We start from the raw sequence: 21,661 nt of genomic DNA, 5'->3' as shown, positions 1-21,661 counted from the left end.
GTCATTGTGGTCAGTCCGCCGTGGGTGTCAGCGGCGCATCGCCGTCCGCTTCGGGGGTCAGCGTGGTGTCGTCTTCGGCGGCGCCCTCGGTTTCAACCGCCGGGGCCGGGGCGTCGGTGATCCGGTCCAGGACCGAACTGCCCGAAGAATTTCTGGCCGCGATGATGGTCAGCGCCAGCGAAGTACAGATGAACGCGATGGCCAGGAGCCAGGTCAGTTTGCCAAGCGCCGTCGCCGCCGAGCGCCCCGAGGTCACGCCGCCGCCACCGCCGCCCATGCCCAGACCGCCGCCCTCGGACCGCTGCAGCAGCACCACACCGATTAGGGCGAGGGCCAGAAGAAGATGCACTGTGAGGACGACGTTTTCCATGGATTGCCTGTCATGTGGTCGGGTCTGTCGCGCTATCTATGCAATTCCCGCGCGCCCCGCAACCCGGCAATATGGATAGCGAACGCCACCGGATACGCCCTGGCGCCGGATCAGGGCGCGCCGTGGAGGTGATCCGGCTGCCATCGTGACCGGGCAAAGCCCTGCGACGGGAGAGCACGACACCTGGAAGGTAGAGAAGTAGTGCAGGAGATTGCTGACACAACAGAACCGAACCCGGAACGACTTCAGCGTGTGAACCTGTCTGACAAGACTAATCCCTGCCTGCCTTGGCGCCTGACGACGTGGGACCATGAGCAAACCAGGCCACACCGCAAGTGCGGGCACCGCGCCGAAACGAGTTCATAACAAGAAAGAGTCTATGGCCCCGCTTCTTGTGATTCTCAACGGCCTGCAAAACCAGTGATCTTAGATGGAGGCGAGTACCGGACCCGCTACCATTTTCCTAAGCCACTGGAAGGCTTGAACAATCGAGTGCGAGGTTGAGTTGTGCGTCGCACTTTGTGTCACACTTATGCTGTCTGGGTTGTGTCTCTGTCAACCGCTGGGTGTCGCTCAGGTGGCCTTCCTTTCGTCCTATAGGTGGCCCGAATGCCGCCTTGGCTGTCCCTTCGTCCAATAGTGGCGGCGGGTCATGGCGCGACGCTTCGTTCGCTCTATCGGTGGTGCGGCTGCTGACACCCGGCGGCTTTTCCGCCCTATGGTGAAGCCGGGTCGCGAGGCAGGGCATATCCCTGCCTGCGCGGGTGGGGTATGGGGGAAGTTGGCGCGTGGCGATGTATGGATGGGGCCACGAAAAAATGTGCCGTATTTTTTAAGTAGACGTTCAATCCGACGACTTAGCAAGGCCTTAGCTGCGCTTCGCTAGGCGACGATCATAGCCTTACACGTGCGTTGTAGGCTGTTGATACTTGATGATTTTTGCCAACCAAGTAGTGTGCTGGGAAAAGTGGGCAGAAATGAGCAAGACTGAAACGAAGTTCCTCGACGCTATAGGGTCCATCATGGGAACACCTGCTGGGCAAGAAGCGGCGATGTATGGTCCTATACGGGACCTGTTCTGTGACGTCTTGGGGTATCCCAAGCCAAAGGTACACATCGACATTGCGGGGGAGGCAGGCAGGCCGGACGTTACATGCCGGGCGCCTAGTGGGCTTACAGGTGCCAAGGGCAACGACATTGACATTGATTGGATCGTCGTTGAGGCGAAAGACGAACACGGCGCTTTCTCGAACGAAACCAAGCGCGAAGTGATCTTTTCAGAGAAGTCGAAGTACATCACCCCTGACACTGCTTGGTTCGTGATGGTCGAACCAAACGCAATCATTGCTCGCCCCACAATGGCGGACTATTCAATCTCCGCAAACGACTTGATTTTTAAGACAGACGGGTCGCAATCTCTGGGCGACTTTATCACTCTGTTTTCGCGGATGAAGTTTGACCAAGCGGGTGTGCCGGAACGCTTGAAATCTTTTAGGGACGGCGACGTTAGCCTAATCGCGACTGATAAACTTATCTGCGATGACAGTGCATCCAAACGTATTAAGAACAAGACTAAACTTGCCCGGCGTCACTTCTACACTGCTTTGCGAACAACAACGCAAGCCTTGCAGGAAAGTACATTGGCTGCACTGAAGGAACTAGCGCCGGAGATAAAAGCGATCCGGCAAGAGGTGGCGGATTTTGAGGAAACCTATGGTCCTTCCGTATTTGATCCTTATACGCTTAGAGTTTCTGCCAGTCCAGCTTCATAAGAGCTTGCCAAGACCTATCCAAGCGCTGCTGCTAAGTTGTCCAGAGACCTCAAGCGGCGCGGAAGCATATCGCGCCTTGCTCTAGACGGCCTGCCCAGTTTTGAGCGGCGCATATCAACACAATCCGAAGCCCAGACCTATGAGATGTTAGCCACGGAAACAGCCAACCTTGTTTTGGCTCGCATCCTGCTAATCCGGTTTTTTGAAGATCATAAGTTTTTCGGTGAGCATCGCTACCTCTGCAACGGTGGCGTACATGCTTTCCAGAGCCTGAGAGAAACCTTTGAGCAAGGCTATACTCGCCTTCTGCAAATGGCATATGAAAAAGCGGAAAAGCTGTATGCTGCTGCTTTTGATGAGACTGAACTCGACTGGGTGTTCTTTGCAGACAACCCCAACCTGTCCAACTCTATCGAATGGGCAATGTACCAGCTTTCCCGTTACGACTTCACCACAGTTAAGGGCGACATTCTGACCGGCGTCTATGACCGCTTTTTGGACAGAAAGCAGCGAAAGCGGTTTGGCGAGTACTATACGCCCACTTCAGTAGCGCGATACATCTTGGACGCCATGCACTTGTCACCTAATGACAAAGTTCTTGATCCGGCTTGTGGCAGTGGAACATTCCTGATTGAGCGTTATCAACAGGTCATCGGAGAAGATGTCGACAAGGGGCTAGGAAACTACGCGGAAGTCCTAGACGCACTTGAGCGCATCTACGGAAACGACCTGAACACCTTTTCAGCCGTCTTGGCCCAAATCCAGCTTCTTTGGCACGCTCTATCGTTCAAGGATGATCTGATTTCCAAAGGCTTTCCAGACATTCCTGTGTCAGACAAAGGGAATAGCATCGTCCGGTCCAACCTTGATGTCGGGCAACAGGGCCGATGGGCTGAGTATGATACGCTAAGCTTTGGCGGTGTGGTGGGCAATCCGCCCTACGTCCGCCCTGAACGCTCGGGCGCGCTTGATGCGAAGACGACCGAGTACTTTGAGAGTAAGCGTGACAAACCGGGGCAGAACGAAAGTTGGAGCGGCATTTCTGCCGAGGCCAACCTTTACGCACTTTTTCTCTACAAGGCGCTGGACAGTTGGTGCAAAGGCCCAGATCGACATGGCCTAGGTGCTGGCAAGGTGGGGTTTGTTTTGCCACTCGCCCTTTGCGGGACGAATGAAAACGCAGACATCAGGAGGCTGTTCGCACCCGGTGGCAGGTGGACCATCACAGAGATTGTTGATCTGGAATTAATCTGGCGTCACATTTTCGATGCGGATGTCCTACCCATTGTTTTGATTGCCGAGGCGAGACCCCCAAAGCTGGCTTTGACTGACGAGGCTATTTCGGGAAAGACCGACACTTCACATGATCCAGCTTTGGCGCAGCAGGTGCACGCCGCGCGGCTCGACAGGTGGATAGAGGGACGCATTAGCAAGGCCGTGGGCGAAGATGCTACCGCATACTGGACAGCCATACGAGACCGCAACGCGCCACGCTTTACCCCGGATAAGGTGAGGATCAAGCTGGCGACAAAGGACAGCATTCACTTTGAAGAGGGTGTGAAACGTCCCAGCTTTGACTTTGACAGCGTGACAGCACAGGAGGTCGATTATGCCGACGTGTTCTCGGATGATGGGCGCATTCTTACCCGGCTGACGCCTGCGCGGTTGGCGGTTGTCAGAAAGCTACGCAAGAACCCACGTTTTGAGACCGTGCTCGCGACTTACTACTACAAACAACGTGGGGCGAACCGAGGCACTGTTCGGTTGGATGCACCTTCTACGGGCCAACTGGACTGGGAACACCGTGAGATGATTTCCAGAGGGATTGTATTTGCAGGCAAGAAGCAGAAGGCCGCACCCGGACAGGGGCATACTGTTTACAAGGCAGAAAACATCGTTACCGGCGCGATATTCGGTGAGCCGCAGGACACCGGCATCGACATTTCAAAGGCCCGAAACAAATACCTGTTCGCGTTTCAGGACATATTGCCAGAGCGCATGTGGGCAGTAGCCCGCATTGCAGTCACTCCGAATGCAGTTTCTTTCGATCCTCACAAAGTTGCTTTCACTGATACTGCAACTGTTTTTGTCCCGCGTGACAAGGCAACAGATTTTCCGTTCGATCTTTTCTTTGTGTCGCGACCCATCCGATACTTCTACGTTCTGTCGCTTCGGATGTCGTATATGAACATGATACGCAGCGACATTTATCCTACTAACCTGCGCCTTTTGCCTTGGTCAGACAAACTATTGCCAGTCACGAAAGGACTTGAGGCATTGAGGGCGGATCTGGTGTCGGCTTGCGAGCATGAGTACCAGACAGAGGCTATTATGCGCACTGCTTTGGACGCCTTGAAACTGCCAACACTGACAGCGGCCATTATAGCGCACCCGAAAGAAAAGGTGGAGTGGTCTGAGAGCTTTCAAATCGCGGCAGAGAAGATCGAGATCACAGCGCCGGTTGTTCGGTCGAAGACAGAAACGGGTTATCGCGTGCAGGTGTCAAAGCAACTGTTCGACTGGATCGAGGTACAGACAAAGGAGATTGCCGCTGGCGTTGCCGCCGCGCTCAATACTCTTGACGGGGAAACCATTGACCGCGAGGGCATTCTGAAACTTGAGATACCATCCACTGCCAAGGCACTGTCTGATCATCAGGCAGTTGTGGACAGGTTCGCGAAAGCCGACCACAAAGCCGGGATTGAAGCCTGCGTGGACAAGATTGACGCACTGGTCGGACCAGCACTGGGGCTATCCGAGGATGATCTGGCCGCTATCAAACAGGACATGGAAACTGACCCCTTCTTTAAGAACGTTGTGCCGCGCTATCCCGCGTCTGAAACCCGCTTGCACGGTTATCGCACGGGCTTAGATAGCTCGGACCGCTACGGTTGAGCGAAGAGACAAGAAGCAAGTTGGCACTGTCTGGCGAAAATCCCTCAAGCAAAACAGTTGGGCGGAAAACAGATAGATACGCAGACGAAAACGCACGGCGGTTTGACACGCAATGGGAAACGGTTTTGCGCTCGCTTACTGGTCGCTCTCCATCTCCATGTCGAGATAGCTTTCGTGGTCCAGCATCTCGCAGCGAACGTCTTCCAAGGCGTTCTTCGACAGGCCGCGCCGGTCCAGCCAGTCAAGATACTGGTCCAGTTGTGCCTTGAAGTAGGCTTGCACCTTGTCGCGTATCTCGCTCTGTCTCAGTCCCGCCAATGCATTGTTCTCGCGCAGTATTCGCCCACAAGATGCAAGATGACGGGCCAAATCACCAGCCCGATCCGGGCAACGGGTCCGCAGGGAGATGCGAACCGTGGCCCGCTTTCCCTCTTTGGACGGAGGGATAGGCCAACGGAAGTAAAAAACACCGTGCCGAGAAGGGCTTAGATAAGATGACAGCATCATAGGGCGTGTGTCCCACTTTGTGTCACACCCGACTGTCCAGCCGCTAACCCTATGATTTAGAATGAAATGGAGGCGAGTACCGGAATCGAACCGGTGTACACGGATTTGCAATCCGCTGCGTCACCACTCCGCCAACTCGCCGACTTTGTGGTGACAGCGGAGTATCCGATCGTCCGGGCCGGTGCAAGAGGTCTGCGGCGGGAATTCGTTGCGGGCAGGCATTGTTCGCGCGGGGGTTCTGTGTCAAAACCGAAACCGAAGAATCCGAACGCATGAGTTTAGCTGATGACCGACTATACCGAGCGCCGCACGATGATGGTTGATACGCAGATCCGCCCATCGGATGTGACGAAATTTCCGATCATCGACGCGATGCTGTCAGTCCCGCGCGAGGCTTTCGTGCCGCGCAACCTGCGCGAGGCCGCTTACGTTGGCGAGAATATCGATCTGGGTGGCGGGCGCGTGATCCTGGAGCCGCGGACATTGGCCAAGATGCTGGATGCCCTGGAAATTCGGGGCGATGAACTGGTGCTGGATATCGGATCGGCTCTGGGCTATTCGGCGGCGATCATGGCGCGCATGGCCGAAGCCGTCGTCGCCGTCGAGGAGAATGCCGATATGCTGACCGATGCCGGTGGGCTGCTGGTCGAGAACGGTGCCGATAACGTGGTCCTGCATGAGGGCGCCCTGACGGCAGGCGCGGCAGAACACGGGCCGTATGACGTGATCACCATCCAGGGCGCGGTTGAACATCTGCCGGAGGGCCTGACCGACCAGCTCAAGGACGGGGGCCGCATCTGCTGTCTCTTCATGGAGGGTGCATTGGGCGCCGTGCGCATCGGCTACAAGATTGATGGCCGGATCAACTGGCGGTTTTCGTTCAATGCCGGGGCGCCGGTTCTGCCCGGCTTCGAACGGCACGCGGCGTTTACGTTCTGATCGGGCGGGGCCCGCATTGCTGGAGGCAGGTGTGATGAGAAACGTTTTTGCTGGCATACGTGCTGCCGGGTTAGTCGTGGCGCTGGGGGTCGGAGTGCCGGTGGCTTCGGCGGCGGAAACGCTGGCGGATGCGCTGGCAGGCGCCTATGAGCACAGCGGCCTTCTGCAGCAGAACCGTGCACTCTTGCGGGCGGCTGACGAAGACGTGGCCATTGCCGTGTCCGGGCTGCGGCCGATCATCAGCTGGTCTTCGGATGTCACGCGCGCCTTCGGTCGCAACCGCAACGTGACAGGGTCGACCAACAGCAGCTCCACAGACGTGAATATCGGGATCACCGGACAGCTATTGCTATTTGATTTCGGTCGGACACGCCTGCAGATCGAAGCGCAGAAGGAATTGGTTCTTGCGACCCGGCAAGGGTTGATCTCGGTCGAGCAGCAGGTGCTTCTGCGCGCCGTCACCGCCTTCATGAACGTGCGCCGCAACAGCGAATTCGTGTCGATCCGTCAGAACAACCTGCGGCTGCTGCAAGAGGAATTGCGCGCCGCCCAGGATCGTTTCGAGGTGGGCGAGGTGACCCGGACGGACGTGGCGCAGGCCGAGGCGCGCCTGGCCAATGCCCGCAGCGGGCTGGCGCTGGCGCAAGGCGACCTGCTGCAGGCGATCGAGGAATACGCCGCGGCCGTGGGGCGCAAGCCCGGCACGCTGGTGTCGCCGACCAGGCTGCCGCGCCTGTCGGGGGATGTCGAGAGCGCCAAGGCGGTTGCCGTGCGTCAGCACCCCGACATGCGCCAGGCCCAGCATAACGTTGCCGCCGCTGATCTGAACATCCAGGTCGCCAAGGCGGCAATCAGGCCAACGGTCAACCTGGCGGCGCGCCTGAACGCCGGAGAGGAGATCGGTGGCAGTAGCTATGCGCGCAACGGATCGCTTGGGGTTGAGGTCACCGGCCCGATCTACCAGGGTGGGCGGCTGAGCGCGGCCACCCGGCAGGCGATGGCGCAGCGCGACGCCCAGCGGGGCGCCCTGCACGAGGTGCGCCACCTGGTACAGCAGAATGTGGGCAATGCCTATGCCAACCTGCGGGCGGCCCGTGCGGCGGCGACAGCGGGTGAAGAAGGCGTTCGCGCCGCAACGGTCGCCTTCCGCGGTGTCCGGGAAGAGGCCAAGCTGGGGGCGCGGACCACGCTGGATGTGCTGGATACGGAACAAGAGCTGCTGGATGCGCGGGCCAATCTGATTTCGGCGCAGGTGGATGTCTATATCGCGGCCTACACCGTGCTTGCGGCCACCGGGCAATTGACGGCGAAGGACCTCAATCTCGGGGTACAGACCTACGACGCCGCCGCCTATTACAACCTGGTCAAGGACGCGCCGACCAACAGCAGCAAGCAGGGCCGGCAGCTGGACAAGGTTTTGCGGGCATTGGGCAAAAACTAAATCCTTTTCTAATCGGTTGTGTGAAAAGATGCGCAGGGATAAGCTATGCGCAGGCAAGAGTGGTATTCAGACATGTCGAAACCCGTAACAAACGTGGAAATCGAAGACGTTCTGTCGTCGATTCGCAGGCTCGTGTCGACGTCGGACCGGGTCGAGCGTGGTGAGGTTGAACCGTCGGACGAGGTTTCGGACAAACTGCTTTTGACGCCGTCATTGCGGGTTGATGATGATGCAGAGGCCGTGACTGCCGACACGGATAAATCCGTTGATGATCAAGATGTTGCGGAAACTGAGGGGGAGGCCTTCGATACCCCCGAAACGGCTGGGGAAACGACGGAAACGGATTCCGAGACGGTGTCGGACGAGGCGCTTCTTGAAAAGATTGCCGAATCCGCAGCGGTTGACCGGGCCGATGAGGCGATGGACAGCCCGGCAATGGATACCGATGACGCCGGGCCGGCAGAAGAGCAAGAATCTGCGGAAGGGCTGGACGAAATCCTGGCCGAAACTGCGGAGAATTCGATTGAAATAGACGAAATTTTACCCGGCGGGCAGGACGATGCCGCAGAGGGCGGGGACGCGCCCGAGTTCCTGATTTTGGACGACCGTGAAACCGAGGCGGAACCCGGTGCCGATGGCGGGGATGAGGCCGCAAACAACCTTCAGCTCCGTGCCGCGGAGTTCGAAGAAATCATCGCCTCTACCGATGACGCCTGGGATCCTGACGGCACCACCGAGGACGAGAATGCCGCCAGCCCGGTTGGTCCGGTGCCGTGGCAGGATGACGGGGGGCAGGCGGATACGGCCGACGCGCCCGGCGATGAAATTGACGGGATGTTCGAGTTCGCCAAATCCGACCTTGCCGACGAAACGGACGATGCTGACGACGGATCCGTCGAGGGTAGCGGGGAAGCAGAGGAAATCGCGCGGTCCCAGGCTGACGAAGCTGCCGGCGATGATCCGCAGGCGGATGTCGAAGCAAAGGATAATGATCTTGCTCGGGTCATGGCGGATGTCGCACGCGAATGTGCCGAAGAGGATGGCAGCGATGCCGAGACGGAGGCCGAGGAAGCGCTTGCCGACGATGACCCGGCGCCGTTTGTGTTCCGGTCCCAGTCAACCGCCCGCCATCTGGACGATGATGTACTGAACCCCGACGACCAGGCCGAAGACGCGACCACTGTTGCCGTGGAAGAGGCGATGCTGGACGAGGAGGCGCTGCGCGATATGGTCAGTGACATCGTCCGCCAGGAATTGCAGGGCGCCCTGGGCGAGCGCATTACCCGGAACGTGCGCAAATTGGTACGCCGCGAGATTCATCGCGCGCTGGCCAGTCAGGAGCTTGAATAACCGGGCGGCGTCTCGGCCAGCTGCAACAGCCGATCCAGGTCCATATGCGCCTCCAGGTGGCGCGCCAGGGCATCCAGCGTTGCCTCGACATCCGCCGCGAAGTTGATCCGTGACGCGGCCCCGAACTCGGCCAGGAACGAGGCGCGAAACGCATCCGCGGTGAAGAGCCCGTGCAAGTAACAGCCCCGGACACGCCCATCGGCGCTGGCGGCGCCGGCCGGGCGGCCATCAACGGACAGCCAGGCGCGGGCGCAATCGGGGCCATCCGTATCGCCCAGATGGATCTCGTAGCCCTCGACGGGATCGCCGGTGGCGGTGTAAGTGGCCCGGGTCAGGGTCACCCGTTTCTCCGGCTTCATCACGGTCGCGATGTCCAGGTGGCCCAGCCCTTCGACATGGGTTCTGCTGCCTTCGATACCCTCGGGATCGGCAATCGTCCGGCCCAGCATCTGGTAGCCGCCACACAGGCCCAGCACATGCCCGCCGCGCCGGATATGCGCGGCCAGGTCGATATCCCAGCCATTGGCGCGAAAATCCCCAAGATCGGCAATCGTGGATTTGCTGCCGGGGATCAGCACCAGCGTGGCATCGCCGGGCAGGGGGCGGCCGGGCGGGATGATCTGAACCTCGACATCCGGTTCCGAGGACAGCGGATCGAGATCATCGAAATTGGCGATGCGGGACAGGCGGGGTACGGCGATCTTGCAGCCGCCGCCCGCGGCCGACGCGATGTCCAACACATCCTCGGCGGGCAGGCGCCAGGACTGATCGAACCACGGGATCACGCCCAAAGATGGCCATCCGCTGCGGTTCACCGTCTCGCGCAGGCCTTCATCGAAAAGTTTAGGATCGCCACGGAACTTATTGATTGCAAATGCCTTAATGCGGTCTGTGTCTGCTGGATCGAGAATTGTTCTGGTGCCGACGATCTGGGCGATCACGCCGCCGCGGTCGATGTCACCGATCAGCACCACCGGCACGCCCGCGGCCTCGGCAAAGCCCATATTGGCGATGTCGCCCCGGCGCAGGTTGATCTCGGCCGGGCTGCCCGCGCCTTCGACCAGGACAAGATCGGCGCTGGCGCAGAGCCGATGGAAACTTTGCAGAACCGCGGGCAAGAGCTGCGATTTCGCCTTGCCGTAGTCTGCGGCGCGCAACGTCGCAAAACGCTTGCCGTTGAGGATGACCTGGGCGCCGGTGTCGGTTTCGGGCTTCAGCAGGACCGGGTTCATGTCCGTATGCGGGGCGCGCCGCGCCGCCAGCGCCTGCAACGCCTGCGCGCGCCCGATCTCTCCGCCATCGGCGGTGACCGCGGCGTTGTTGGACATGTTCTGCGGCTTGAAGGGCGCAACGGACAGGCCGCGATTGGCAAAGGCCCGCGCCAGCCCCGCCACGATCATCGACTTGCCCACGTTCGAGCCCGCCCCCTGGATCATGATTGCTTTTGTCATGGTCTGCCCCATACTCCCTTGTCAGGTGATAATCGCCGCCCGCGCCAAGGAAAAGACATGAACACACCGGCCCACCTGATTTTTGCCGCGGCGGCCTTTGCCCGCCCGCATGACCGGAGACGGACCATTGCCGCGCTTGCGGGGGCGCTGGCGCCGGACCTGTCGCTTTACCTGATGGCCGGCATATCGCTGTTCGTCTTGGGCCTGAGCCCCGCTTATGTCTTTGATACGCTGTATTTTTCCGATGCGTGGCAGATGGTTTTCAAGATCGACAATTCGTTCGTTCTCTGGGTTGCTATCCTGGCGGCCGGGCGCTTGGCGGGATCGCCCACGACGGTGGTATTCGCTGCCGCCGGACTGTTGCACCTGGCGTTTGACTTTCCGCTGCATCACGATGACGGGCGCGCCCATTTCTGGCCGCTCAGCGATTGGGTGTTTCACAGCCCGGTCAGCTATTGGGACAGCCGCCATTATGGCGGCATCGTCGGGCCGGTCGAAATGCTGGTATCATTTGCCTTGTGCGTACTGCTGTTCTTTCGCTTTGGCAGTTTACGGTCGCGCGCGGTGATCTGCGCCGCCGCGGCACTGCAGATCAGCCCGGTCTTCATCTGGGCCTATGTGTTTGCCATCGGGACCACATGACAAACGAAAAGCCCCGCCATCTGGCAGGGCTTTCGGAAACCTCTGGGGTTTCAATGTGATCAGGCGGCTTCGGCCTGTGCTGCCGCGGCATTGCGGCGTTCGCTTTCCTCGCGCGAGAGGGCCACGGATGTGCGCACCCCTTTCGAGACAAACTCCATCAGGCCCTCAACGACGCGTTCGTTGGGGTCGATCCCGGCACAGGTCAGCACCTCGCGCCCGTCGCGAGAGCGCGCCCAACGCGCGATCTGTTCCGGCCCGTTGCCATATTTCTTGTCGTCAGAAATGGCATCGTCCAGTGCAGCCAGTACGACGGCTGCGAAAAGTTTACGTGCACGATTGCCTTGCTCGCTTTTGAAGGCTGTGCCGTCAACGAAATCCTTCATGGTTCGTCCTTGTTTTTCTTTGCTCTTGTAATTTCGGCGTGGCGCCCTTTATGACGACCTTTCACTGATTCGGATAGGCCTTAATTGCATAGCTTCCATGCGTTTTACGCATGGCTTTCGCATCTGCAGCACGAGATTTCGTCGTCTTGCGCCCTGCCATGTCCCCAGATATAGGGTGAGTCAAAATCCGATCAACCTTTTGACAAGGTTTTGCCAAATGCCGAAAATCAATGGAAACGAGATCCGTCCGGGAAATGTTCTGGAGCATAATGACGGGCTTTGGTCCGCGGTCAAGGTCGAGCATGTGAAACCCGGAAAGGGGGGCGCCTTTGCCCAGGTCGAGCTGCGCAACCTGCGCAATGGCTCGAAGCTGAACGAACGGTTCCGCAGCGCCGACAAGGTCGAGCGGGTGCGCCTGGAACAGAAGGATCAGCAGTTCCTGTACGAGGATGACGGGCAGCTGCATTTCATGGACGCCGAGACCTATGAGCAGATCCAGCTGCCGGCGGACATTCTGGGGGATCGGCGCCCGTTTCTGCAGGATGGTATGACGATCACGGTCGAATTCTACGACGCCGAGGCGCTGAACGCGACGCTGCCGCAGAAAGTGACCTGCACGGTGGTCGAGACCGAACCGGTGGTCAAGGGCCAGACCGCGGCCAACAGCTTCAAGCCGGCGATCCTTGATAATGGCGTCAAGGTGATGGTGCCGCCCTTTGTCGGCCCCGACGAGGCGATTGTCGTCAACACCGAAACAATGGAATACGCCGAACGCGCCTGAACACGGCACCCGGCGCATTTCCTGACAAGCCGGGCCGGTGTCGGCGTGGCCCCATCATCCCTGCCAGTGACCGCCTTGAGCCCAAAGTTGCTACCCATCGGGATGAGCCTAATGTCCGGTCTGGCAACAGTACGATCGTCTGTCTACTGACCTTCGCAGTTTTCGTCATCGCATTTCCAACCTTCAAAGATTGCCAGCCAACGCCTCTCCTCTGCACGCCAAAATTCTACAGCATCGACATCTTCCTTATGGGTTGGAAAAGTAAGAATACCTTGAGAGGTTCGGACAGAAACTGTACAGTTTCTTGTCACCAGAAAGCAGCTCGCAAAGCGATCAATTCGACCAGTTTCATCCAATAGAAATCGGGTGTTCGTACCACCACCCCTCAAGATAAAACTGCCGTCGTGCAGTGTCGTTGCATCGGGGCCTCTTTTCGTAACAACGTCGCCTGAATACGCTGCACCTGCCTGATCGAGTGCATAATACGCATCGAACTGTTTGATTATCGGCCTGTTACCAAGCTCTACATATCCGTATGCGTTGCAAGTATCAGCATATACCGGAGCGCCGGTCTTATGACAGATAGAAACATTGATTAACTCATATGTACTTCTCTCGGACGACTGAACCGGCCTGTAAACGCGGGGGATAGCGTATATTTTACCACCATAAATCAAACGTAAGTGGTCGGTTTGTTGATAAAGCACGGCAGTAAGCTGAAAAACGATCAAAAGGACTACTGGAACCGAACCAAGTTCGCAAACCTTTCGAAAATCAGAAATTGTTTGATTTGTTCTGCTGTGTCGAATGGCGAGAGCGACGAAAGCCAGCGCACCGACTGCAGAGAGTACAATCCGTACAGGAATTAGGTGAACTCCTGGCGCGATTGGGTGGTATGCGGCTGAAATCAAGCCGGGTAGGAGCAGAAAGAACAAGACCAAACTACATACGACCGCGAGCCAGTTGAGAACCCCGACGTTGAAGCCTAAGAACATAGTTAAACCTCCAACGCTCACTATTGCTCTTTCAGAAAAATAGCTGAACGAAGCTTAAGCTCCCCCAGAAAAGAATGTGCAGGTGGATTGGATCGATAGAAAGTCAGGAATACCTGACCTTGTAGTTCAGCATTTCGAGCCGGTCTTGTGCTGAAACGATTAAAGCGGATATTGGTGAAATCACATTGCATGACTGCTTCGTCCGCAAGGCAGCCATTACGTTAATCGGCCAAGGTGATCGTGGCCTCCTCGGCCTGCATCTTGCCGGCCGCCCGATCAAATCGCAGATAGGCAATGGCCCGATCGCCGGCTTGGGTGAAAAGCGTACCGGCGGGTTTGCCGTCTGCAGTGATGGGCGTTCCCACAGCTGCCCGGCCTTTGATTCGGACCGTTCGCAGCCCTTTGCGCAGCTCGGTCTTGTGTTTCATGCGCGCGGTCACCTCCTGGCCCACGTAGCAGCCCTTGCGAAACTCGACGCCGTTCAGACGCTCGAACCCGGCCTCGAGGATGAAGGTATCCGGGGTCAGCTCGATCCCGGTCTCGGGAATGCAATGGGCCACGCGGATCGCGTCGAAATCGGTGCCGTCATCGCCGCCTTCCTCGCCGTAGCGCCGCCAGCCCATGTCGGGGTGGCGCGGATCGGGCAGGGCGCCTTCGGGGGCGGGGCCGGTGCCCCGGAACACCTGCAGGTCCGAGGGTGCAATGTCGACATCCGCGCGCAGTTTGTACATCGTCAGGCGCTGGATCAGGCCGGGGGCCAGATCGGCATCGGCATCGAGCAGGATTGTGCCATCGCGGCGCGCCAGGAAGAAATCGGCCAGGTATTTGCCCTGCGGTGTCAGCAGCGCGGCATAGACCAGCCCCTGGCCCAACCGGGTGATGTCATTGGTAACCAGCCCTTGCAGGAAATCCGTGGCGTCGCTGCCGGTTATTTCGTGGATCGTACGGGTCATGACCTCTCCAAGCTTTGGCCTTGTTGTAATATATGTCATGGCAGTGACTGCAACAGGGGCCAGAGATGCGCGCAAAATTATCTGTCGTGATCCCCACGCTGAACGCGGCGGAGGCGCTGCCGGCCTGCCTGGGAGCATTGATGGAAGGGGTCGAGGCGGGGTTGATCCGCGAGCTGGTGATTTCGGACGGCGGATCGCGGGACGCGACTTTGCCGATCGCCGAAGAGGCGGGTGCAGTCCAGGTGTCCGGGCCTGCGTCGCGCGGGGGGCAGCTGCGGCGCGGGGCGGCGGCGGCCGAAGGGGACTGGTTGTTGTTTCTGCACGCGGATTCGCGGCTGCCCGCCGGTTGGGCAGGTCTTGTGACGGAACATATGGAAACCGGTCTGCCAGCGTATTTCCGGCTGAAATTCGATGTGAGCGGTGCGGCGCCGGTTGCGGTTGCCGGCTGGGCGAATGTGCGGTCCCGGGTGTTCCGGCTGCCCTATGGCGACCAGGGACTGCTGATTTCGCGCCGAGAATACAGGGCGATCGGCGGATATGCCGACATCCCGCTGATGGAGGACGTGGCCATGTCCCGGGCGCTGAAGGGGCGGCTGAGGATGCTGCCGGCGGCCCTGACAACCAGCGCCGCACGCTATCGGCGCGATGGCTGGCTGCGCCGGGGGCTGCGCAACCTGTCCCTGCTACTTCGGTATTTCGCGGGTGTGGACCCTGACCGGCTGGTGCGGCGCTACTGAGGGTCAGAACTTCGGATTATGCGTCGCTTCGTAGCGGGACTGGGTTTCGGTACTGTCGTATTCGGTCGCCACCCACTCTTCGAACCCGATCGGGTCGCGCGCGTTTCGCTCTTCGTAGAGATCAAAGATGAACCCCAGAATGCCCGTGCGCGACCATTTCAGATGCAGGTATTTTATGCTCAGCATCTTGCGGGCTTCGGCGAGGGGCCTGCCCTCAATCACCAGCAGGTAGATCGCGCTGGCAAACCCGGCCCGGTCGGCGCCCGATTTACAATGCATGACAAAGGGCTTTTCGATCTCGCGAAAGGCACGGATCACCGCCAGGATGTCGTCGCGCGGGGCGGCATAGCGGGCATGAAGCGTGCAATTGACCAGATGCAGACCCAGCTTGCGGCAGCTTTCCTCTTCGACGAGGTAATGCGCCGCCCCGGCCGATCCGCGCAGGTTCAGGATCGACCGGATGCCCATCGCCTTGAGCCTGACGAAACGCTCATGGGTGGGTTGGTTCGACCGGTAGACGCCCGGCGCCACCTGAAAGAAGTTGGTCCAGAATTTGCGCAGGATCGCGTGATCGAACCAGAGGTTGTAGATATTCGCGCGGCGACGGTTTTCCGGTGTCGACAGGTCGGTGTTGTAGGAGGCACGCAGATCTTTTTCCCAATCGGCGATGCGTTTGAAGAGGCTCATAAGTGTCGCGCGCTCCGTAAGGGGCCTGCCCGGCCCGGCTCGCCACCATGTAGGCAAGGGCGGCAGGTAAGACAAGCCACAAGATGGTGGCTGACGCGGTGTCGGGTATGCGCCGATGCGGGCCCGTGATCCGGCCCTGTCGTGCCGCAAGCCGAAGGGGCGGCGTGCCGGTCAGCTGCGCTGGCTCAGCCGGGCGATCCCCCGATCCAGCACGAACCCGGTCACCAGCACGATGGGAAAGCCGAAAACCGCCCAGATTGCCATGAAAATCCAGAGCAGATTCACCAGACCCATGACCAGGGCGGCGTTGGTGTAATTCGGGGCGGATGGCAGGTTTCCTCGTCTCATGTCGGGTATTCTAGCGCAGATCGGCAAGCCTCAGGTTAAAATCCGCTCAAAGATGCGTTAACGGCGCGCCTTTGCCAGTATTTCGGGCAGGGCGTGTTCCAATAATGCCAGGTCCGCGGGCCTGCCGCAGCTGATGCGGATGCAGCGGTCCTGCGGGGCCACGAAGGGCATGCGCACGAAAATTCCCCGCGTGACCAGGGCGTCCAGCACCCCGCGGGCAAAGTTTCCGTCCTGTCCGCAATCGACCGCCACGAAGTTGGTGGCGGATGGCACCGCCGTCAATCCGTTATCCACGGCGATCCGGGCGATGTCGGCGCGCGAGGCGGCGACCTTGGCCTGCGTCTCGTGCAGCCAGTGCTGATCCTGCAACGCTGCCAGGGCGCCGATCTGCGCCGAACGGTTCAGGCCGAAGTGGTTGCGGATCTTGTCAAAGCTGCGGATCAGCGCCGCCGCGCCGAACGCGTAGCCGATGCGCGCGCCGGCCATACCGTAAGCCTTTGAAAACGTGCGCATTCGTATGATGCGGGGGTCGTCGATACCTGTTTCCGGGGCGGTGCCATCGGGGGCAAATTCGATATAGGCCTCATCCAGCAACAGCAGACACCCGTCCGGCAGCGCCTCCATCGCCTGCATGATGTCGGCGCCGCGATGCCAGGTGCCCATCGGGTTATCGGGATTGGCCAGGTAAACCAGCTTCGCGCCCAGTTCTGCGGCCTTGGCGAACAGCGCCCCGATGTCTTCGTGGTCATCCCTGTAGGGAACCTTGTGCAGCACACCGCCGTAACCCGCCACATGGTAGTTGAATGTCGGATAGGCGCCATCCGATGTCACAACCGCGTCCCCCGGGGCGACCAGCAGCCGAACCAGATAGCCCAAGAGCCCGTCAATCCCTTCGCCGACCAGGATGTTTTCCGACGGGCAGCCTAGATGCACCGACAGCGCCTGCCGCAGGTCATGGCTGGCCGGATCGCCGTATTTCCAGATATCGCCCGCGGTGGCCTGCATCGCGGCCACGGCCTTGGGCGAGGGGCCAAAGACATTCTCATTCGCCCCCAGCCGCGCCGCAAAGGGCTCCCCGCGGCTGCGTTCCTGCTCTTCCGGGCCGACAAAGGGCACGGTGGCGGGCAGGGATTGCACAAGTTTGGTGTAGCGTGGATCGGCCATGGCGGCAGATAACGGTATTGCGCCACAGGCCGCAAGACCTTGAAAATAGGGGGCGCATGGTTACCTCAGGCCGTGTCCGAGTATGAGGGAGGGGCAGATGCCCGATTTCACACGCCGCGGGTTCATCGCCGCAAGCCTGGCCGCCGGCACGGTGCGCGCCATCCCCGCCATTGCCACGCGTACTGGCGGGCGGCGCATCCTGACGCTGGTCTACGACAAATCCCTTGGCATGATGCGCGCCGTTGAACGGTTAGTGCCCTGACGTTTCTCTGGCGGCTCGTAGCGTTTTAGGGTTTCATCGCACCAACCAATAGGGAGGGTGCCATGAGCCGTGTTTCCGTTGACATTCAGGACCATATCGCGCGGGTCACGCTGAGCCGCCCCGACAAGATGAACGCGGTCGATCCGCAGATGGCCGAGGCAATTGTCGACGCCGGTCGCAGCCTGATCGAGGCCGATATTCGCGCCGTTATCCTGTCCGGTGCGGGCAAATCCTTCTGCGCGGGGCTTGATGTGATGAGCTTTGCCAAATTCGCCGCGGGCGACCCAGAGGCGCTGGTGATGCCCCGCACCCACGGCAATACGAACCTCTTTCAGGAGGTCGCGATGGTCTGGCGGCGGGTGCCCGTGCCGGTCATCGCGGCGCTGCATGGCGCGGTCTACGGTGCGGGGTTCCAGTTGGCGCTTGGCGCCGATTTTCGGGTTGCAGATCCGGATACCAAACTGGCGATCATGGAAATGAAATGGGGCCTCATTCCGGATATGGGCGGGATGGTCCTGCTGCCGCGGCTGGCGCGGTCTGACGTGATCCGGCAGTTGACCTACACTGCCAATCCCGTGGGCGCAGCGCAGGCGCTGGAATGGGGCCTGATCACCGAAATCGCCGCAGATGCCAACATGAAGGCCATCGAATTAGCCACTGAAATCGCAGGGAAAAGCCCTTCGGCCATCCGCGCGGCCAAGCGGCTGATCGCGGTGGCCGAAAGTGGCGCGGACGAGGATGCGGTGCTGTTGGCCGAAAGCCGCGAACAGACCGACCTGATCGGCAAGCCGCACCAGATGGAGGTGATCGCCGCCAACATGGCGAACCGCAAACCGGTGTTCAAGGGCGGTGCCTGAAGGCCCGAAACCTTCAGAACGCCCCGTTTCAGCCGATCTCGTTCAGGCGCGCCAAAGCGGCGGTCAGCTTGCCCGCCTCCTCCTCGCGCAGGGCCAGGTTCTCGCGGGCCTCGGTGACGACCTCTTCGGGCGCGCTTTCGACGAATTTCGGGTTGTTCAGCCGCCCGCGCAACCCGCCCATTTCCTTGTCGAGCTTGCCTATTGATTTCTCCAGCCGCGCCTTCTCTTCGCCCACGTCGATCACGTCGGCCAGCGGCAGGCCGAAGTTCGCGCCCTCTGCGGGCACTGTGATACTACCCTTGGGGAAGGCATCGACCGTGCTCAGGCTGTCGATCCGCGCAAGCCGCTTGATCATGGTCTCGTTGTTCTCCCAGGCCGCGCGGCCCGCCGCACTGAACTCGGTCACGACCAGCGGCACGTAAAGCCCCACGGGCACCCGCACCTGGGCGCGGGCCGAGCGGATCGCGTCGATCAGGTCGATCACCCAGTTCATCTCGCGGTCGGCGTCGGCGTCCACCAGCTCGGCGCCGTAGGTGGGCCAGTCGGCGTGGATCAACATTTTCTGACGCTCTGCCAACGTGCCCCACAACTCTTCGGTGATGAAGGGCATGATCGGGTGCAACAGGATGAGGCACTGGTCAATCACCCAGGACATCGTTTCTTGCGTCTCGGCCTTGGTGACTTCGTCGCCATCCAGCAGCAGCGGCTTGGAAAACTCCACATACCAGTCGCAGACCTTGCCCCAGACGAAGGCATAAAGTGCCGTGGCCGCGTCGTTGAAGCGGTAGCCCGCCATCGCCGCATCGACCGCCTCGCGCACCTTCGCGGTCTCGCCGATGATCCATTTGTTCACGGTGGCGGCGGGCTGGGGCAGGGTGCCGTCGCTGCCGGTCGCCCCGTTCATCTCGGCAAAGCGGGCGGCGTTCCAGAGCTTGGTGCCGAAATTGCGGTAGCCCTTGATGCGTTCCATGTCGAGCTTCAGGACACCGCCAAGCGCGGCCATCGCGGCGGAGGAGAAGCGCAGCGCGTCGGCGCCGAATTCGTCAATGATCTCGAGCGGGTCGATGACGTTGCCGAGGGATTTCGACATCTTCTTACCCTTGGCGTCGCGGACGAGGCCATGCAGGTAAACGTCATGAAAGGGGATGCGCTCGGTCACCGGTTTGTTCTCATCCAGAACCGCCATTTGCATCATCATCATCCGCGCCACCCAGAAGAACAGGATGTCCTGCCCGGTGACGAGGACCGAAGTTGGAAAATATCGTTTCAGTTCAGGCGTTTCCTCGGGCCATCCCAGCGTTCCGATGGGCCAGAGACCCGAGGAAAACCAAGTGTCGAGCACGTCGGGGTCGCGGACAAGACCTATATGAACGTCTGATCCACGGTCGTCATCTAAATCATTTGATCGACTTTCAGCTTCGAAATAGTCATCACTCTCGAAAACGACTGCATCATCAGCGTCTTCAGGGAATCTGAAGTAGTGAGTTTTGGCTTGTGCGGCTGCTTCTTCGAACGTTGCGGCGCAAAACGAGTGACGATGCTCTGGATCGTAACTGAAATGAGGGTGCTTATTTCCTCGAGCCTTTGCTTTTTCACCTTCGACGTAGCTCGGCCCATACCACACCGGAATCTGATGCCCCCACCAGAGCTGGCGGGAGATGCACCAGGGCTCGATATTTTCCAGCCAGTGATAATAGGTGCGCTCGCCCGACTCGGGCAGGATTTTGACCGTGCCGTCCTTTACCGCCTCCAGCGCGGGGCCGACGATTTTGTCAGTGTCGACAAACCATTGGTCGGTCAGCATCGGCTCGATCACGACCTTGGAGCGGTCGCCGAAGGGCTGCATGATCGGTTTCGACTCGACATAAGGCACGGTGCCGCCATCGAAACAGACATTGCCGTCCTCATTGGGCTCGCCCGGGATCATTACGGCCAGGCCCTCGGACGTGATTTGCTCCACAACCTTCTTGCGCGCCTCGAACCGGTCGAGCCCGCGCAGGTCATCAGGAACGAGGTTGATGCTGTCGGCCTCAGTCTCAGACAGCACCCGCTCGCCCTTGGCCACGGCCATCGCGATGGCGGCCATCTCGGCATAGGGCGCGCCGTCGTCGCGCATCTGCGCCTTGGTGTCCATCAGGCGGTACATTGGGATGCCGCCGCGCTTTGCCACGGCGTAGTCGTTGAAATCATGCGCGCCGGTGATCTTGACCGCGCCCGAACCGAAAGTCGGATCCGGGTATTCATCGGTGATGATCGGGATCAGGCGGCGGTGTTCCTTGGGGCCCACCGGAATTTCGCAGAGCTTGCCGACGATTGGCGCGTAGCGCGCGTCCGACGGATGCACCGCCACCGCCCCGTCGCCCAGCATGGTTTCGGGCCGCGTCGTGGCGATCGAGATGTAATCGCGGGTTTCGCGGCGCACCACGTTGCCGTCTTCATCTTGCTCCAAATACTCATATGTCTCCCCGCCGGCCAGGGGGTACTTGAAATGCCACATGTGGCCCGGCACCTCGATATTCTCGACCTCCAGATCGGAAATCGCGGTCTCGAAATGCGGATCCCAGTTGACCAGCCGCTTGCCGCGATAGATCAGGCCCTTTTCGTACATCTCGACAAAGACCTTGATCACCGCGTCGTGGAAATTGCCCTCTTCCCCCTCGGGGGCCGAGGGCGCGCCGGACATGGTGAAGGCCTCGCGCGACCAGTCGCAAGAGGCGCCGAGGCGCTTCAGTTGCCCGATGATCGTGCCGCGGGACTTGATCTTCTGCTGCCAGACGCGTTTTTCGAATGCCTCGCGGCCCATTTCCGTGCGCGAGGGCTCCTGGTTGGCGGCCATTTCGCGTTCGGTCACCATCTGGGTGGCGATGCCGGCGTGATCGGTGCCCGGCTGCCAGAGCGTGTCGAACCCGCGCATCCGGTGCCAGCGAACCAGGATGTCCTGCAGCGTGTTGTTGAAGGCGTGGCCCATATGCAGCGAGCCGGTGACATTAGGCGGCGGGATCATGATCGAAAAGGCGGGTTTGCCGGGCTTCGCGTTGGCCCCGGCGGCAAAGCACCCGGCCTCTTCCCAGGCTTTGTAGATGCGGTCCTCGGCCTCGGCCGCGTTGAAGGTCTTGTCCATCCCCAT

At 60.0% G+C, this 21,661-nt stretch carries 20 protein-coding genes and 1 tRNA gene; 10 read left to right on the top strand and 11 right to left on the bottom strand.

The genetic code is table 11. From position 1 onward, the window contains the following. Positions 1-10 precede the first annotated feature (10 nt). Positions 11-370, bottom strand: coding sequence for a preprotein translocase subunit SecG (secG, locus tag AAFO92_RS12415; RefSeq protein ID WP_347535522.1), 360 nt, complete (start codon positions 368-370; stop codon positions 11-13). 977 nt (positions 371-1,347) lie between these two features. Here secG and AAFO92_RS12410 point away from each other — a divergent pair. Together AAFO92_RS12410 and AAFO92_RS12405 are read left to right on the top strand one after the other, a co-directional pair. Beyond that, on the top strand, positions 1,348-2,142 hold the full coding sequence (locus AAFO92_RS12410) for a hypothetical protein (RefSeq protein ID WP_347535521.1): 795 nt from the start codon (positions 1,348-1,350) through the stop codon (positions 2,140-2,142). Positions 2,143-2,286: 144 nt separating this feature from the next. Next, complete coding sequence (locus tag AAFO92_RS12405; protein ID WP_347535520.1) at positions 2,287-5,037, top strand: N-6 DNA methylase; 2,751 nt, start codon at positions 2,287-2,289, stop codon at positions 5,035-5,037. A gap of 135 nt (positions 5,038-5,172) precedes the next feature. Here the strand turns inward: AAFO92_RS12405 and AAFO92_RS12400 are convergent, their stop codons facing one another. Both AAFO92_RS12400 and AAFO92_RS12395 read right to left on the bottom strand, forming a co-directional pair. After that, positions 5,173-5,355 carry a hypothetical protein gene (locus AAFO92_RS12400; protein ID WP_347535518.1) on the bottom strand — a complete coding sequence of 61 codons (183 nt, stop codon included), beginning with the start codon at positions 5,353-5,355 and terminating at the stop codon, positions 5,173-5,175. Between the two features lie 256 nt (positions 5,356-5,611). Further along, positions 5,612-5,685: transfer RNA gene (locus tag AAFO92_RS12395), tRNA-Cys, on the bottom strand. A gap of 144 nt (positions 5,686-5,829) precedes the next feature. Here AAFO92_RS12395 and AAFO92_RS12390 point away from each other — a divergent pair. From AAFO92_RS12390 to AAFO92_RS12380, 3 genes are all read left to right on the top strand, one after another. Beyond that, complete coding sequence (locus tag AAFO92_RS12390) at positions 5,830-6,483, top strand: protein-L-isoaspartate O-methyltransferase (protein ID WP_347535516.1); 654 nt, start codon at positions 5,830-5,832, stop codon at positions 6,481-6,483. A 34-nt stretch (positions 6,484-6,517) separates the two neighbouring features. Beyond that, positions 6,518-7,924 carry a TolC family outer membrane protein gene (locus tag AAFO92_RS12385; RefSeq protein WP_347535514.1) on the top strand — a complete coding sequence of 469 codons (1,407 nt, stop codon included), beginning with the start codon at positions 6,518-6,520 and terminating at the stop codon, positions 7,922-7,924. Between the two features lie 72 nt (positions 7,925-7,996). Continuing rightward, entirely contained in the window at positions 7,997-9,274 is a 1,278-nt protein-coding gene (locus tag AAFO92_RS12380; RefSeq protein ID WP_347535512.1) for a hypothetical protein, read from the top strand. Here AAFO92_RS12380 and AAFO92_RS12375 read toward each other — a convergent pair. Continuing rightward, complete coding sequence (locus AAFO92_RS12375; RefSeq protein WP_347535510.1) at positions 9,259-10,725, bottom strand: cobyric acid synthase; 1,467 nt, start codon at positions 10,723-10,725, stop codon at positions 9,259-9,261. The genes AAFO92_RS12380 and AAFO92_RS12375 overlap by 16 nt on opposite strands. Before the next feature lie 57 nt (positions 10,726-10,782). Between AAFO92_RS12375 and AAFO92_RS12370 the strand changes: the two genes are divergently transcribed. Beyond that, entirely contained in the window at positions 10,783-11,367 is a 585-nt protein-coding gene (locus tag AAFO92_RS12370) for a cobalamin biosynthesis protein CobQ (protein WP_347535508.1), read from the top strand. A 59-nt stretch (positions 11,368-11,426) separates the two neighbouring features. Here AAFO92_RS12370 and AAFO92_RS12365 read toward each other — a convergent pair whose 3' ends face one another. Further along, positions 11,427-11,750: a DUF6280 family protein gene (locus AAFO92_RS12365; RefSeq protein ID WP_347535506.1), complete on the bottom strand. Its 324-nt coding sequence runs from the start codon at positions 11,748-11,750 to the stop codon at positions 11,427-11,429. A 217-nt stretch (positions 11,751-11,967) separates the two neighbouring features. On the opposite strand from AAFO92_RS12365, the gene efp reads away from it, so the two are divergent. Next, on the top strand, positions 11,968-12,531 hold the full coding sequence (gene efp / locus AAFO92_RS12360; protein WP_347535504.1) for an elongation factor P: 564 nt from the start codon (positions 11,968-11,970) through the stop codon (positions 12,529-12,531). A gap of 143 nt (positions 12,532-12,674) precedes the next feature. On the opposite strand, the gene AAFO92_RS12355 is transcribed toward efp, so the two are convergent. Continuing rightward, positions 12,675-13,547 (bottom strand): hypothetical protein, encoded by an 873-nt coding sequence (locus tag AAFO92_RS12355; protein ID WP_347535502.1) that lies wholly within the window; start codon positions 13,545-13,547, stop codon positions 12,675-12,677. A 200-nt stretch (positions 13,548-13,747) separates the two neighbouring features. Then, complete coding sequence (locus AAFO92_RS12350; protein WP_347535500.1) at positions 13,748-14,479, bottom strand: folate-binding protein; 732 nt, start codon at positions 14,477-14,479, stop codon at positions 13,748-13,750. A 65-nt stretch (positions 14,480-14,544) separates the two neighbouring features. Between AAFO92_RS12350 and AAFO92_RS12345 the strand changes: the two genes are divergently transcribed. Continuing rightward, positions 14,545-15,216 (top strand): TIGR04283 family arsenosugar biosynthesis glycosyltransferase, encoded by a 672-nt coding sequence (locus AAFO92_RS12345; protein ID WP_347535498.1) that lies wholly within the window; start codon positions 14,545-14,547, stop codon positions 15,214-15,216. A 3-nt stretch (positions 15,217-15,219) separates the two neighbouring features. On the opposite strand, the gene AAFO92_RS12340 is transcribed toward AAFO92_RS12345, so the two are convergent. The 3 genes from AAFO92_RS12340 to AAFO92_RS12330 form a co-directional block, all read right to left on the bottom strand. After that, positions 15,220-15,903 (bottom strand): tyrosine-protein phosphatase, encoded by a 684-nt coding sequence (locus AAFO92_RS12340; RefSeq protein ID WP_347535496.1) that lies wholly within the window; start codon positions 15,901-15,903, stop codon positions 15,220-15,222. Between the two features lie 171 nt (positions 15,904-16,074). Next, entirely contained in the window at positions 16,075-16,251 is a 177-nt protein-coding gene (locus tag AAFO92_RS12335) for a hypothetical protein (RefSeq protein WP_347535494.1), read from the bottom strand. Between the two features lie 57 nt (positions 16,252-16,308). Next, entirely contained in the window at positions 16,309-17,415 is a 1,107-nt protein-coding gene (locus tag AAFO92_RS12330) for a pyridoxal phosphate-dependent aminotransferase (RefSeq protein WP_347535492.1), read from the bottom strand. 97 nt (positions 17,416-17,512) lie between these two features. Here AAFO92_RS12330 and AAFO92_RS12325 point away from each other — a divergent pair, with 97 nt between their 5' ends. Together AAFO92_RS12325 and AAFO92_RS12320 are read left to right on the top strand one after the other, a co-directional pair. Further along, positions 17,513-17,677: a Tat pathway signal protein gene (locus tag AAFO92_RS12325; protein ID WP_347535490.1), complete on the top strand. Its 165-nt coding sequence runs from the start codon at positions 17,513-17,515 to the stop codon at positions 17,675-17,677. A 62-nt stretch (positions 17,678-17,739) separates the two neighbouring features. After that, positions 17,740-18,534: a crotonase/enoyl-CoA hydratase family protein gene (locus tag AAFO92_RS12320; RefSeq protein WP_347535488.1), complete on the top strand. Its 795-nt coding sequence runs from the start codon at positions 17,740-17,742 to the stop codon at positions 18,532-18,534. A 28-nt stretch (positions 18,535-18,562) separates the two neighbouring features. On the opposite strand, the gene AAFO92_RS12315 is transcribed toward AAFO92_RS12320, so the two are convergent. Next, positions 18,563-21,661, bottom strand: coding sequence for a valine--tRNA ligase (locus tag AAFO92_RS12315; RefSeq protein ID WP_347535486.1), 3,099 nt, complete (start codon positions 21,659-21,661; stop codon positions 18,563-18,565).

Origin of the sequence: Roseovarius sp. CAU 1744 (genome assembly GCF_039839345.1) — a bacterium.
In the GTDB taxonomy this organism is placed as follows: Bacteria; Pseudomonadota; Alphaproteobacteria; order Rhodobacterales; family Rhodobacteraceae; genus Roseovarius.
Note: the sequence above shows the minus strand (reverse complement) of the source record. Positions and strands in the feature narration are given on the sequence as shown.

Excerpts from the sequence above, each read along its gene's own strand:
- AAFO92_RS12345 (WP_347535498.1), top strand. The coding sequence starts at position 14,545 with ATGCGCGCAAAATTATCTGTCGTGATCCCCACGCTGAACGCGGCGGAG.
- AAFO92_RS12315 (WP_347535486.1), bottom strand. The coding sequence starts at position 21,661 with ATGGGGATGGACAAGACCTTCAACGCGGCCGAGGCCGAGGACCGCATC.
- AAFO92_RS12410 (WP_347535521.1), top strand. The coding sequence starts at position 1,348 with ATGAGCAAGACTGAAACGAAGTTCCTCGACGCTATAGGGTCCATCATG.
- AAFO92_RS12370 (WP_347535508.1), top strand. The coding sequence starts at position 10,783 with ATGAACACACCGGCCCACCTGATTTTTGCCGCGGCGGCCTTTGCCCGC.
- AAFO92_RS12325 (WP_347535490.1), top strand. The coding sequence starts at position 17,513 with ATGCCCGATTTCACACGCCGCGGGTTCATCGCCGCAAGCCTGGCCGCC.
- AAFO92_RS12335 (WP_347535494.1), bottom strand. The coding sequence starts at position 16,251 with ATGAGACGAGGAAACCTGCCATCCGCCCCGAATTACACCAACGCCGCC.
- AAFO92_RS12405 (WP_347535520.1), top strand. The coding sequence starts at position 2,287 with ATGTTAGCCACGGAAACAGCCAACCTTGTTTTGGCTCGCATCCTGCTA.
- AAFO92_RS12320 (WP_347535488.1), top strand. The coding sequence starts at position 17,740 with ATGAGCCGTGTTTCCGTTGACATTCAGGACCATATCGCGCGGGTCACG.
- AAFO92_RS12390 (WP_347535516.1), top strand. The coding sequence starts at position 5,830 with ATGACCGACTATACCGAGCGCCGCACGATGATGGTTGATACGCAGATC.
- efp (WP_347535504.1), top strand. The coding sequence starts at position 11,968 with ATGCCGAAAATCAATGGAAACGAGATCCGTCCGGGAAATGTTCTGGAG.
- AAFO92_RS12365 (WP_347535506.1), bottom strand. The coding sequence starts at position 11,750 with ATGAAGGATTTCGTTGACGGCACAGCCTTCAAAAGCGAGCAAGGCAAT.
- secG (WP_347535522.1), bottom strand. The coding sequence starts at position 370 with ATGGAAAACGTCGTCCTCACAGTGCATCTTCTTCTGGCCCTCGCCCTA.
- AAFO92_RS12385 (WP_347535514.1), top strand. The coding sequence starts at position 6,518 with ATGAGAAACGTTTTTGCTGGCATACGTGCTGCCGGGTTAGTCGTGGCG.
- AAFO92_RS12340 (WP_347535496.1), bottom strand. The coding sequence starts at position 15,903 with ATGAGCCTCTTCAAACGCATCGCCGATTGGGAAAAAGATCTGCGTGCC.
- AAFO92_RS12380 (WP_347535512.1), top strand. The coding sequence starts at position 7,997 with ATGTCGAAACCCGTAACAAACGTGGAAATCGAAGACGTTCTGTCGTCG.
- AAFO92_RS12350 (WP_347535500.1), bottom strand. The coding sequence starts at position 14,479 with ATGACCCGTACGATCCACGAAATAACCGGCAGCGACGCCACGGATTTC.
- AAFO92_RS12375 (WP_347535510.1), bottom strand. The coding sequence starts at position 10,725 with ATGACAAAAGCAATCATGATCCAGGGGGCGGGCTCGAACGTGGGCAAG.
- AAFO92_RS12330 (WP_347535492.1), bottom strand. The coding sequence starts at position 17,415 with ATGGCCGATCCACGCTACACCAAACTTGTGCAATCCCTGCCCGCCACC.